This window comes from Mesorhizobium sp. B2-3-6, assembly GCF_006442305.1.
Classification (GTDB): domain Bacteria; phylum Pseudomonadota; class Alphaproteobacteria; order Rhizobiales; family Rhizobiaceae; genus Mesorhizobium.
The window spans coordinates 337,533-350,533 of the sequence record NZ_VFVW01000003.1 but is presented as its reverse complement, the minus strand read 5'-3'; the positions used below and the strand labels follow the sequence as shown (position 1 = coordinate 350,533).

The 13,001-nt window shown below is 65.2% G+C and carries 7 protein-coding genes; 6 read left to right on the top strand and 1 reads right to left on the bottom strand.

The features are described from left to right. The first annotated feature begins 46 nt into the window (after positions 1 to 46). From FJ953_RS10905 to FJ953_RS10895, 3 genes are all read left to right on the top strand, one after another. Entirely contained in the window at positions 47 to 1,243 is a 1,197-nt protein-coding gene (locus FJ953_RS10905) for a serine hydrolase (protein ID WP_140624272.1), read from the top strand. 33 nt (positions 1,244 to 1,276) lie between these two features. Beyond that, positions 1,277 to 2,455: a serine hydrolase gene (locus tag FJ953_RS10900; protein WP_140624270.1), complete on the top strand. Its 1,179-nt coding sequence runs from the start codon at positions 1,277 to 1,279 to the stop codon at positions 2,453 to 2,455. Positions 2,456 to 2,576: 121 nt separating this feature from the next. Beyond that, positions 2,577 to 4,898 carry a Tex family protein gene (locus tag FJ953_RS10895; RefSeq protein ID WP_140496456.1) on the top strand — a complete coding sequence of 774 codons (2,322 nt, stop codon included), beginning with the start codon at positions 2,577 to 2,579 and terminating at the stop codon, positions 4,896 to 4,898. On the opposite strand, the gene FJ953_RS10890 is transcribed toward FJ953_RS10895, so the two are convergent. Next, a complete protein-coding gene (locus tag FJ953_RS10890; RefSeq protein WP_140624268.1) occupies positions 4,899 to 5,810 on the bottom strand; it encodes a LysR family transcriptional regulator in 912 nt (303 codons plus the stop codon). A 104-nt stretch (positions 5,811 to 5,914) separates the two neighbouring features. Here FJ953_RS10890 and FJ953_RS10885 point away from each other — a divergent pair, with 104 nt between their 5' ends. The 3 genes from FJ953_RS10885 to FJ953_RS10875 all read left to right on the top strand — a co-directional run bounded on the left by FJ953_RS10885 (position 5,915) and on the right by FJ953_RS10875 (position 12,993). Further along, positions 5,915 to 7,111, top strand: coding sequence for an acyl-CoA dehydrogenase (locus FJ953_RS10885; RefSeq protein ID WP_140496189.1), 1,197 nt, complete (start codon positions 5,915 to 5,917; stop codon positions 7,109 to 7,111). 104 nt (positions 7,112 to 7,215) lie between these two features. Next, positions 7,216 to 10,575 carry a transglutaminase family protein gene (locus FJ953_RS10880; RefSeq protein ID WP_140624266.1) on the top strand — a complete coding sequence of 1,120 codons (3,360 nt, stop codon included), beginning with the start codon at positions 7,216 to 7,218 and terminating at the stop codon, positions 10,573 to 10,575. Positions 10,576 to 10,581: 6 nt separating this feature from the next. Further along, positions 10,582 to 12,993, top strand: a complete 2,412-nt coding sequence (locus FJ953_RS10875) for a circularly permuted type 2 ATP-grasp protein (RefSeq protein WP_140624264.1) — start codon at positions 10,582 to 10,584, stop codon at positions 12,991 to 12,993. The last annotated feature ends 8 nt before the right edge of the window (positions 12,994 to 13,001 follow it).

Sequence of the window (13,001 nt, the reverse complement as noted above, 5' to 3'; positions counted from 1 at the left end):
GGCGGCACATGCCGCCGGGTCTTTTCCGTTTCCGGGAATAGCTTTCATGGACTCCTATCGCAACAGCGATCCGCGGCCGCCGATCATGCAGGGCTCGCCGCCCGCCATGGTGCCACCAAGGCTCGACTGGGACAGGCCGCCCTGGAACCGCTGGGCTTTCCAGCACATCAGGGAAATTCTGCCGACCGTCGAAGTCTGGCGCGGCAACGGCCACCGTCACCGCCTCGAACGCGCCGAGGTCGATCTCGACGGGCTGCCGGTCGAGGACAGCACGGGACGGAAGACGACGCTCGCGGGCCTGCTGGACGAGACCTATACGGATGGCTTCCTGGTGCTCAAGGACCGCAAGATAGCCTATGAGCGTTACTTCAACGGCATGGACGAGCGCACGCTGCATCTGTCGCAGTCCATGGCCAAATCGGTCACCGGCTCGGTGTTCGGCATACTGGCCGGGCGCGGGCTGGTCGATCCGACAAAACCGCTTACCGACTACCTGCCGGAGCTGAAGGCAACCGGGTGGGCCGGCGCCAGCGTCCAGCACGTGCTCGACATGACGAGCGGAGTGCGCTTTTCCGAGGAATATACCGATCGCTATTCCGATATCGGCCAGGTCGATGTCGCCACCGGCTGGAAGCCGGTGCCGCCGGGCAGCGACCCGGACTTTCGCTGGCCCGCGCACATGTTCGAGCTGATCCTGGGCTTGAAGGACATTGTTCGGCCACATGGGGCGGCATTCGAGTACCGCTCGGTCGAAACCGATGTGCTCGCCTTCATCCTGGAGCGCGTCACCGGCAAGCGACTGGCACAGCTGGTTTCGGAAGAACTCTGGCAAAAGCTCGGCGCCGATGAAAGCGCCTGCTTCACCGTCGACAGCGCGGGCTACGCACTGGCCGATGGCGGCTTCAACGCGACGCTGCGCGATTATGCCCGCTTCGGCCAGCTGATCCTCGACAATGGCGGTGGCATCGTGCCTGCCGATTGGATCGAGGCGACGCGCAGCGGCAGCCACGGGCCGGGCTTTAGTCCGAGCCTGCCAGAGGGCAGCTATCGCAACCAGTTCTGGATCGAGAATCCGCATTCGCGGGCGCTGATGTGCCGGGGCGTGTTCGGGCAGATGATCCACATCGACTGGAATACGCGGATGGTCGTGGTCAAGCTTTCGAGCTGGCCGGATTTCAGCAACGTCGCCTATTCCATGGCGACGCTGAAGGCCGTGCATGCCATCGCCGCCGCGCTGAGCTGAACCCCCACAAGACACGACCTGGAAGGAAATGCCATGACCGGCAAGACCGCGTTCGAGACCCGTTACGGCTTCCGCCGCAACCAGGTGCTGCTCGCCAACTGGCGGGAAAATCCGTTCAACCGATGGTCATTCCAGAACGTCGGCGAGCTGGTGCCGAGCGCGCGTGTCGCCGCCCTGCCGGTCAACGAGGCGCCGGCCGAGGATTTCGGCGGATTGCTCGACGAAAAGATCGCGGTGGCGAGCACGCCGGAAACCGTCGCGGCTTTTCTCAGCCGCTCGCACACGGATGCGCTGACCGTCATGAGAGGCGGCAGGATCGTCGGCGACTGGTTTGCGCCGCATATGGATTTCGGCGCCCGCCACATCATCTTTTCGATCAGCAAGTCGGTGACCGCGATCATGGCCGGCATATTGGAAGGCGAGGGCGTGTTCGATCCGGAAGCGCCGGTGACGGCCTACATGCCGGAAGCCGGCGGTTCGGCCTATGGCGAGGCTACCGTGCGGCATGTGCTCGATATGAGTGTCAGCCTCGATTTCGAAGAAGCCTATCTCGATCCCGAAAGCGCCTTTGCCCGCTACCGGCGCGCCACCTTGTGGAACCCCGGCGGCGGCACGGAAAGCCTGCGTGAATTCCTCCTGACGCTGCAGCGTCTCGCCGAGCCGCATGGCCAGACCTTCCGCTACCGGTCGCCCAATTCCGACCTGCTTGGCCTGCTGCTCGAACGGGCGTCCGGCCAGCGCTTCGCCGACCTGATGTGCGAGAAACTGTGGCTGCCGCTGGGCGCCGCCAGCGAAGCTTCGGTGGCGGTCGACATGGAGGGCACGGCGCGCACTGCCGGCGGCATCTCGGTGACGCCGCGCGATCTGGCGCGCGTCGGCGAGATGATGCGGCAAGGAGGCACTGCGAATGGCCGCCGCATCGTGCCCGAGGCCTGGGTGCGCGACACCACGGTAACCGGCGGCAGTTCTGAAGCCTGGCAGCGTGGCGCCATGCTGCCGCTGTTTCCCAAGGGCCGCTACCGCAACAAATGGTACCAGACAGGACATGAGAACGGGGCCTATTGCGGCATCGGGATCCATGGCCAGTGGCTCTATGTCGACCCCCGGACGGAAGTGGTGATCGCCAAGATGTCGTCGCAGCCCGAGCCGGTCGACGATCCGCTCGATCTCGAGATCGTCGCATTCTTCGAAGCGCTGAGCCGGATGGTCTGAGCGGCCGCAACATTAGGGCGCGCTTTCCTGTGGACCTCTGTCGCCGGCGAAACCGCGAAGGTTGGCGGGCAGGATATCTGCGCCTATGGTCGCCGCTCTTTTCGAGAAGAGCAGGAACGGCATGGCATCCGACATCAAGCGCATCGCAGCCATTATCGCGACCGAGATTACAGCGCGGCCCGAACAGGCTGCCGCTGCCATCGGGCTGCTCGACGAAGGCGCGACCGTGCCGTTCGTGGCGCGCTACCGCAAAGAGGTGACGGGCGGGCTCGACGACACGCAACTGCGCCTGCTGTCGGAGCGTCTTGCCTATCTGCGCGAGCTCGACGCGCGGCGTGACACCATCCTTGGCTCGATCCGGGAGCAAGGCAAGCTGACCGACGAGCTTGAATCCAAGCTCGCCTCCGCCGTCACCAAGGCCGAGCTCGAAGACATCTACCTGCCCTACAAGCCCAAGCGCCGCACCAGGGCGGAGATCGCCCGGGAGCGTGGGCTGGGGCCGCTGGCGGAAGCCATCCTGGCCGACCGCTCGCTGGTGCCGGCGGAACTCGCACTGGCCTATCTGACCGAGGACGTGGCCGACGCCAAGGCGGCACTTGAGGGTGCGCGCGACATAGTGTCGGAGCAGTTCGCCGAGAATGCCGACCTGGTCGGCAAGCTGCGAAGCTACATGAAGGAACGCGCCTTCATGCGCGCCAGGGTGGTCGACGGCAAGCAGGAGGCGGGTGCGAAATTCTCCGATTATTTCGACCATGTCGAGCGCTGGGCCACCGTGCCGAGCCACCGCGCGCTGGCGATGCTGCGCGGCCGCAACGAGGAGGTGCTGTCGCTCGACATCGAGGTCGATGCCGACGACTCTTCGCCGGTGAAGCCGGTAGAGCGGATGATCGCCAATGCCTACGCCATCGGCGGCAGCCTGCCGGGCGATCGCTGGCTGATGGAGGTCGCAGGCTGGACCTGGCGCATAAAACTATCCCTGCACCTGACGCTCGATCTGATGCGCGACCTGCGCGAACGGGCCGAGGAAGAGGCGATCCACGTCTTCGCCCGCAATTTGAAGGATCTGCTGCTCGCCGCCCCCGCCGGATCGCGGCCGACGATGGGGCTCGACCCTGGCATCCGCACCGGCGTCAAGGTCGCGGTGGTCGACGGCACCGGCAAGCTGGTGGCGACGACAACGGTCTATCCGTTCCCGCCCAGGAACGATGTGCGTGGCACGCAGGCGGAGCTCGCCAAGCTCGTTCGCCTGCACAAGGTCGAGCTGATCTCGATCGGCAATGGCACCGGCAGCCGCGAAACCGAGAAGCTGGTGGCCGACATGCTGTCCGACATGCCTTCCGACGGCGGGCCGAAGCCGCTCAAGGTGATCGTCAGCGAGGCCGGCGCTTCGGTCTATTCGGCTTCGGCGACGGCGGCGGCGGAATTCCCCGGTCTCGACGTATCATTGCGCGGTGCGGTGTCGATCGCGCGCCGCTTGCAGGATCCGCTGGCCGAACTGGTCAAGATCGAGCCGAAATCGATCGGCGTCGGCCAGTATCAGCACGATGTCGACCAGTACCGGCTTGGCCGCTCGCTGGAGGCGGTGGTCGAGGACGCCGTCAACGCGGTTGGCGTCGATCTCAACACGGCTTCGGCGCCGCTTCTGGCGCGGGTTTCAGGGCTCGGGGCGTCGCTCGCAGACGCCATCGTCGCGCATCGCGATGCCACCGGCCCGTTCGCCAGCCGCAAGGATTTGCTCAAGGTCTCCCGCCTCGGGCCGCGTGCGTTCGAGCAATGCGCCGGCTTCCTGCGCATCCCGAACGGCTCCGAGCCGCTCGACGCCTCGGCCGTGCATCCGGAAGCCTACGGCGTGGCCAAAAAGATCGTCGCCGCCTGCGGGCGCGATGTGCGTTCGCTGATGGGCGACAGTGCGGCGCTGAAGGCGCTCGATCCGCGCGTTTTCGTGGACGAGCGGTTCGGCCTGCCGACGGTGCGCGACATTTTGGCTGAGCTGGAAAAGCCCGGCCGCGATCCGCGCCCCGGCTTCAAGACGGCAACCTTCGCCGATGGCATCGACGACATCAAGGATCTGAAGCCCGGCATGCTGCTGGAAGGCACCGTCACCAATGTCGCCGCCTTCGGCGCCTTCGTCGACATCGGCGTCCACCAGGACGGGCTGGTGCACGTTTCGCAACTGGCCGACCGTTTCATCAAGGACGCGCATGAGGTGGTCAAGGCCGGCGACGTGGTCAAGGTGCGGGTCGTCGACGTCGACATCAAGCGCAAGCGAATCGCGCTTTCCATGCGCAGGGATGGTGGCGAGGGCAGCGCATCGCGCGGCCCGCGAGACAATGGCGGCGGCAGGCCGGCGCCACGCTCGCCCGCGCCGCAGCGCCAGCCGGAGCGGCCGCCACAGCAAGGTGCGTTCGGCGCGGCGTTGGCGGATGCGTTGAAGCGGAAGTAGCTACCACGCCAGAACAGCCGGGTCCTTTTCAACCTGGCTCGTCAGCCAATCTCGAAAACTCGCGACCGGCGGATGGCCGCGCTTGTCGTGCGGGACGACTAGATAATAGGCGCTGCGGCTGTGCATAGGCTGGCCGGGCGCGGGCACCAGCTGGCCGCGCTGCAACTCGCCTGAGATGAGGATTTGCGGCAGCAGAGCCACGCCCAGACCCGCCATGCAGGCCTGGGCGGCGGTGCCGAACTGTTCGAACTGCATACCCGGTCCGGTCGGCGCGCTCAGGCCCTGATGCTCAAACCATTCTGTCCAGGCGCCAGACCGCGTCGCCATGTGCAGCAGCGGCAGACGGCCGATGTCGGCCGGCGTGGCGATGGAGCGCTCGGCGAGAAATTCGGGCGACACCACCGGGGCCACCACCTCCCGCACCAGCAGCGTCGAGTCTGCCTCGGGCCAGTCCGGCAGGCCATAATGGATGGCGGCGTCCAGCCGCTCTCTGGCGAAGTCGAAGCGGCCGACGCGGGTGACGAAGTTGATGGTGATGTCGGGATTGTTGTCGACGAAGTCTGGGATCATCGGCATCAGCCAGCGCGTGCCGAAGGTCGGCAGGATTGCGAGGTTCAGGATGCCGCTATGCCGATTACTCATCAATCCAAGCGCTGCGTCGCGCAATTGGCCAAGTGCCGAACGGACCACTTCGGCGTAGGTTTCGCCCGCCGCCGACAGCCGGACATTGCGGCTGTCGCGCTCGAACAGCCGGCGGCCAAACTGGTCCTCGATCAGCCTGATCTGCCGACTGACGGCGCCCTGGGTTAAATCCAGCTCCTGGGCTGCAGCGGTGAAACTGCCAAGCCGGGCCACCGCTTCGAAGGCGGCAAGCGCGTTGATGTTAGGCAAAAGACGACGTTGGACGCTCATGATCTATTCCTAACGCTCATTGATCGGTGAAGCAATTTCGTTTGATTTTTTCAGGCCGTGGGCCGATAAGCCGGACTTCACCCGTTTTTAAGGATCGAGACGCCATGGCTGCCGACAAGAATGCATTCGTCTGGGAAGACCCGTTCCTGATCGAGGACCAGCTTTCGGAAGACGAGCGCATGGTGCGGGATGGGGCGGCGGCCTTCGCCGCCGACAAGCTCGCGCCGCGCATCGAGGAGGCCTATCTCAACGAAACCTTCGACACGGCGATTTTTCGCGAGATGGGCGAGGCCGGCCTGCTCGGCATCAACATTCCGGAAGAATTCGGCGGCCTCGGCGCCAACTATGTCACCTACGGCCTGGTCGCCCGCGAAGTGGAGCGCGTCGATTCCGGCTATCGTTCGATGATGTCGGTGCAGTCGTCGCTGGTGATGTATCCCATTTATGCCTATGGCTCGGACGAACAGCGCAGGAAGTATCTACCCAAGCTCGCCAGCGGCGAGTGGATAGGCTGTTTCGGCCTGACCGAACCGGATGCCGGCTCCGACCCCGGCGGCATGAAGACGCGCGCCGAGAAGACCGCCAATGGTTACAAGCTTACCGGCTCCAAGATGTGGATCTCCAATGCGCCCGTCGCCGACGTGTTCGTCGTCTGGGCGAAGCTGAAGGGCGAGAACGGCAAGGATGAGATCCGTGGCTTCGTCCTGGAAAAGGGCATGAAGGGGCTTTCGGCGCCGAAGATCGGCGGCAAGCTGTCGCTGCGGGCGTCGATCACCGGCGAGGTGGTTATGGAAGGCGTCGAGGTCGGCGAGGATGCTCTGCTGCCCAACGTGTCGGGGCTGAAGGGGCCGTTCGGCTGCCTCAACCGGGCTCGCTACGGCATTTCCTGGGGCTCGATGGGCGCGGCCGAAGATTGTTGGCATCGCGCGCGCCAGTATGGCCTCGACCGCAAGCAGTTCGGCAAGCCGCTGGCCAGCACGCAGCTCTACCAGAAGAAGCTCGCCGACATGCAGACCGAGATCGCGCTCGGGCTGCAGGCCTCGTTGCGCGTCGGGCGGCTGCTCGACGAAGGCAAGATGGCGCCGGAGATGATCTCGATCGTCAAGCGCAACAATTGCGGCAAGGCGCTCGACATCGCCCGCCAGGCGCGCGACATGCATGGCGGCAACGGCATCCAGATCGGCTATCACGTGATGCGCCATGCGCAGAATCTGGAGACGGTCAACACCTATGAGGGCACGCATGACGTGCACGCGCTGATCCTGGGACGGGCGCAGACGGGGATCCAAGCGTTTTTCTGAGGTTCGGTAGCCGTTTAAGTTAGGTGCAGCGCAACATCCGCTTGGAGAATGACGGCCAGATGTGTCAGGGTTCGGCCAGCTAAACGCCGATCTTCCGGGGCTCCATGGCAATTCTGGCCGCCGTCTATCACCTGACCCATTACAAATACGACCGGCCGGTGGTTCTTGGTCCCCAGGTGATCAGGCTCCAGCCGGCGCCACATTCGCGCACCAAAGTGCTCAGCCATTCGTTGAAGGTCGAGCCGGCGAACCACTTCGTCAATCTCCAGCAGGACCCCTACGGCAATTTCCTCGCCCGTTTCGTCTTTCCCGACCCGGTGAGCGAACTCAAGATCGAGGTCGACCTCGTCGCCGACATGACGGTCTACAACCCGTTCGATTTCTTCGTGGAGGAGACGGCGGAAAATTTCCCGTTCGAGTATCCGGAAGAGACACGCAACGACCTCGCCATCTATCGCACACCGGAACCGGCAGGCCCGCTGCTGTCGGCGTTCCTGAAAACCATCGATACCAGCCCGAAAAACACGGTCAATTTTCTCGTCGACCTCAATGCCCGGCTGCAGCGCGAAATCGCCTATATCGTGCGCATGGAGACCGGCGTGTTCTCGCCGGAGGAAACGCTGGCGGCCGCCAAAGGGTCGTGCCGCGATTCAAGCTGGCTGCTGGTGCAGATCCTGCGCAATCTAGGCATCGCCGCGCGCTTTGTCTCGGGCTATCTGATCCAGCTCAAGCCCGACCTCGTCGCGCTCGATGGGCCGGCCGGTACATCAGTGGATTTCACTGACCTGCACGCCTGGTGCGAGGTCTATCTTCCCGGCGCTGGCTGGATCGGTTTCGACCCGACTTCGGGCCTGCTTACCGGCGAGAGCCATGTACCGCTTGCCGCCACCCCGCATTTTCGCAATGCAGCGCCCATTTCCGGCATGGCGAGCTTTGCCAATGTCGAGTTCGGCTTCGACATGCGGGTCGACCGCATCGCGGAGCATCCGCGCATCACCAAGCCGTTCTCGGATGAAAGCTGGCATGCGCTTGATGCGCTCGGCAACAAGGTCGATGCGGCGCTGGCGGACGGGGATGTACGGCTGACCATGGGCGGCGAGCCGACCTTCGTGTCGATCGACGATTTCGAGTCCGCCGAGTGGAACACCGCCGCCGTCGGCCCGACAAAACGCGAAAAGGCCGATGCGCTGATCCGGAGGCTGCGCGAGCGCTTCGCGCCTGGCGGCTTCCTCCATTATGGCCAAGGCAAATGGTACCCCGGCGAAAGCTTACCGCGCTGGACCTTTTCGCTCTACTGGCGCACCGACGGCCAGCCGGTGTGGAGCGACCCGTCGCTGATCGCGCGGGAGAAAAGCGAAGCCGATATCGGTCCGAAGCAGGCCGAGAGCCTGCTGACCGCGATCGCCGGCGAGCTCGGCATCGAAACGTCCATGGTCAGCGAAGCCTATGAGGATCCGGCCGAGTGGCTGCTCAAGGAAGGCAAGCTGCCGGAGAATGTCGATCCGTCCAATTCGAAGCTGGAGGATCCCGAAGAGCGCAGCCGCATGGCGACGGTGTTCGAACGCGGGCTGACCAAGCCGTCGGGCTATGTGCTGCCGGTGCAGCGCTGGAACAGCCAGGCGTCGGGCCAGCGCTGGCGCTCGGAAAAATGGACGACGCGGCGCGGGCGGCTGTTCCTGGTGCCGGGCGATTCACCGGTCGGCTACCGCCTGCCGCTCGGCACGCTGCCTCACGTGCCGCCGGAGCAGTTTCCCTATATCGTTCCGGTCGATCCTTCGCAGCCGCGCGGTGCGCTGCCCGTGCGGGAGGCGATCTTGCCCATGGCGGCTCCGGCCGAACCTCAGGGCGCCGATGAAATGGCACGCCGCCAGCAGGCGGCATCGTTCACGGCCGCGACCGCCCAGCAGGACCGGGTCGAGCAGGAGATCACCGAGATCGGCGGCGCGGTGCGTACCGCGCTTTCGGTCGAGCCGCGCGAGGGACGGCTCTGCGTGTTCATGCCGCCGGTCGAGGCGCTGGAGGATTATCTTGAGTTGGTGGCGGCAGCCGAGAACGCGGCCAAGGCGATCAGGTTGCCAGTGCATATCGAGGGCTACGGCCCGCCGCATGATCCGCGCCTCAACGTCATCCGCGTCGCGCCGGACCCTGGCGTCATCGAGGTCAACATCCACCCGGCTGCCAACTGGCAGGACTGCGTGGCGACGACCACGGCGATCTACGAGGAGGCGCGGCAAACGCGGCTTGGCGCGGATAAATTCATGATCGACGGCCGCCACACCGGCACCGGCGGCGGCAACCATGTTGTGGTCGGCGGCGCGACGCCCAATGACAGCCCGTTTCTGCGCCGCCCCGATCTTTTGAAGAGCCTGGTGCTGAAATGGCAGCGGCATCCCTCGCTGTCTTATCTCTTCTCCGGCCTGTTCATCGGCCCGACCAGCCAGGCGCCGCGCTTCGACGAGGCGCGCCACGATTCGCTCTACGAGCTGGAAATCGCCATGGCGCAGATGCCGCATCCGCACCACGGCAACGCGCCTTTGCCATGGCTGGTCGACCGGCTGTTCCGCAACCTTTTGACCGACGTCACCGGGAATACGCACCGCTCGGAAATCTGCATCGACAAGCTGTTTTCGCCTGACGGACCGACGGGACGGCTGGGGCTGGTGGAATTCCGCGGCTTCGAGATGCCGCCCAATGCGCGCATGAGCTTGGCGCAGCAACTGCTGGTCAGGGCGATCATCGCTCGCGCCTGGAAGAACCCGCTCTACGGCCGTTTCGTGCGCTGGGGCACGTCGCTGCACGACCGCTTCATGCTGCCGCATCATGTCTGGGCAGATTTTCTCGACGTTCTCGACGACCTCAAGCTCAACGGTTTCACGTTCCGCCCCGAATGGTTCGACGCGCAGCTCGAGTTCCGCTTTCCCTTCTGCGGCGAGGTCCAATATGCGGGCGTCAAGCTGGAACTGCGGCAGGCCCTGGAGCCGTGGCATGTTATGGGCGAGCAGGGGGCCATCGGCGGCACCGTGCGCTTCGTCGATTCCTCGGTCGAAAGGTTGCAGGTCAAGACCGAAGGTCTCAATCCGGAGCGCCATGCCGTCGTCTGCAACGGCCGCATCGTGCCGATGAAGGTTACCGACAACAGGGAAGTCGCGGTGGCGGGCGTGCGCTTCAAGGCGTGGCAGCCCGCTTCGGGCCTGCATCCGGCACTGCCGGTCAATACGCCGCTGGTGTTCGATATCTACGACCGTTGGTCGGGTCGGGCGGTTGGCGGCTGCGTCTATCATGTCGCGCATCCGGGCGGGCGCAGCTACGACACTTTTCCGGTCAACGGCAACGAGGCGGAAGCGCGCCGGCTCGCCCGCTTCGAAGCGCGCGGCCACACGCCGTCGGCCTATGTGTTGCGCGAGGAACAACCCACGGAAGATTTCCCCATGACGCTTGACCTTCGGCGTCCACCAAGATTCTGATCTGACATGGCAAAGGGGAATCACAAGCGGGTACGCGGCAAGGCGCAGATCCATTGCCTGCTGGAGCACTACCAGCCGATCGACGGCGTCGTCGACGAGATGGTCGACGCTTCGGGCAATCCCCGTCCGGCCTGGAAGCATTTCATCGAGGCGCTCGACGATCTCGGCGCCGAAGAACTCGCCCAGCGTTTTGCCCGTGCCGACCAGTATCTGCGCGACGCCGGCGTCTATTATCGCGTCTACGACAAGGCCGGCGCCAACGAGCGCGAATGGCCGCTGGCGCATGTCCCGGTGCTCATCGAGGACGCCGAGTGGGCAGCGATCAGCGCCGGCCTGGTGCAGCGCGCCGAGCTGTTCGAGGAGATCATCGCCGATATATACGGGCCGAACCGGCTGGTCGAAAAGGGCATCCTGCCGGCCGGTCTGATCGCGGCAAGCCCCGAATATTTGCGGCCGGTGGTCGGCACCAGGCCGGCCGACGGCCATTTCCTGCATTTCTGCGCCTTCGAACTCGGCCGCGGGCCGGACGGCCGCTGGTGGGTGTTGGGCGACCGTACTCAGGCACCATCCGGCGCCGGTTTCGCTCTGGAGAACCGCGTCGCCACGACCCGCGCGCTGTCGGACATCTATGGCGAGATGCATGTGCATCGCCTCGCCGGCTTCTTCCGGCGCTTTCGCGATGCGCTGATCGGCATGGCCAGGGAAGCCGACGGCCGCGTCGCCATTCTGACGCCTGGACCGCTCAACGAAACCTATTACGAACACGCCTATATCGCCCGCTATCTCGGCATCATGCTGCTCGAAGGCGAGGACCTGACCGTTTCCGGGGGCAGGCTGATGGTGCGCACCGTTTCCGGGCTGATGCCGATCAGCGTGCTGTGGCGACGGCTGGACGCGGCGTTCGCCGATCCGTTGGAACTGCGCTCGGAGTCGCAAATCGGTACGCCGGGCCTGGTCGAGGCGATCCGGCAAGGCAGCGTCTCCACCGTCAATGCGCTCGGCTCGGGCCTGATGGAAACGCGCGCGCTGCTTGCCTTCCTGCCCAAGATCGCGCGCGAATTGCGGGGCGAGGAACTCAAGCTGCCCACCGTCGCGACATGGTGGTGCGGTCAGGCATCCGACCGAGCGCATGTGCTCGCCAATATCGACCGCATGGTGATCGGGCCGGCGCTGTCGACGAGGCTGGCCTTCGAGGACGACGACCAGACTAGGCTTGGCTCCGCGCTGTCGGCCGGGGAGCGGGCGGACCTGGTGGCGCGCATCGAACGCGACGGCGACGCTTTCGTCGGCCAGGAAGCGGTGACGCTTTCGACGACGCCCGTCTATGTCGGCGGCTGGCTGGAGCCGCGGCCGGCAAGCCTGCGTGTCTACCTGGCGCGCACGCCCGAGGGCTGGACGGTGATGCCGGGCGGGTTCGCCCGCGTCGGCCTGTCGCTCGATCCGACCGCGATCGCCATGCAGCGCGGCGGCCAGGCGGCCGACGTATGGGTGGTCAGCGACCGGCCGGTGGAGCGCGAGACGCTGCTGCCACAAGAGGGTGACAGCTTCAGCCGCACCAGGCCGGGCAGCCTGCCCAGCCGCGCAGCGGAAAACCTGACCTGGCTGGGCCGCTACATCGAACGCTCGGAAGACACGGTGCGCATCCTGCGCGCCTATCATGTGCGGCTCGCCGAAACCTCCGACCCGGATATGCCGTTGCTGGCCGACATCAGGGATCATCTCGAACCGTTCGGCATCGATGTCGAAACAGCGATCCCATCGGGGCTGATCGGCACGCTGGACAGCGCCGTCTACAGCGCCGGCCAGATCCGCGACCGTTTCTCGCCGGATGGCTGGCTGGCCCTCAAGGACCTGTCGAAGACCATCCATCAGTTCGCGACGACGGTGGCGCCGGGGGATGATGCGACACGGGCCATGACCGTCATCCTGCGCAAGCTCGCCGGTTTTTCCGGCCTGCTGCACGAGAACATGTACCGCTTTGCGGGCTGGCGCTTCCTTGAGATCGGCCGGCGGCTGGAGCGCGGCATACAGATCGCCAGCACGCTCGCCCGGCTGACCAGTGACAAGGCGCCGGACGGCTCGCTCGACATGATGCTGGAGATCGGCGACAGCGTCATGACGCACCGGCGGCAGTACCCTGTGCAAGCCGGCCGCCGCACGGTGATCGACCTTCTTGCGCTCGATCCGCTCAACCCGCGTTCCATCCTGTTCCAGCTCGAACGGCTGAAGGCTGAGATCGGACTGCTGCCGGCGATCGGTGGCGAGGGGCACATGTCGCCTGCTGCCAAGGAAATCCTGCAGCTCAACACAGCCATCGCCATCAAGGAGCCAGCGGACATGACGGTGAAGGCGCTGAACGATCTCGCCGGCGAGATAGGCGGGCTCTACAGCAGCCTAGCCAAGGCCTATTTCGGATAAGGCGGCGC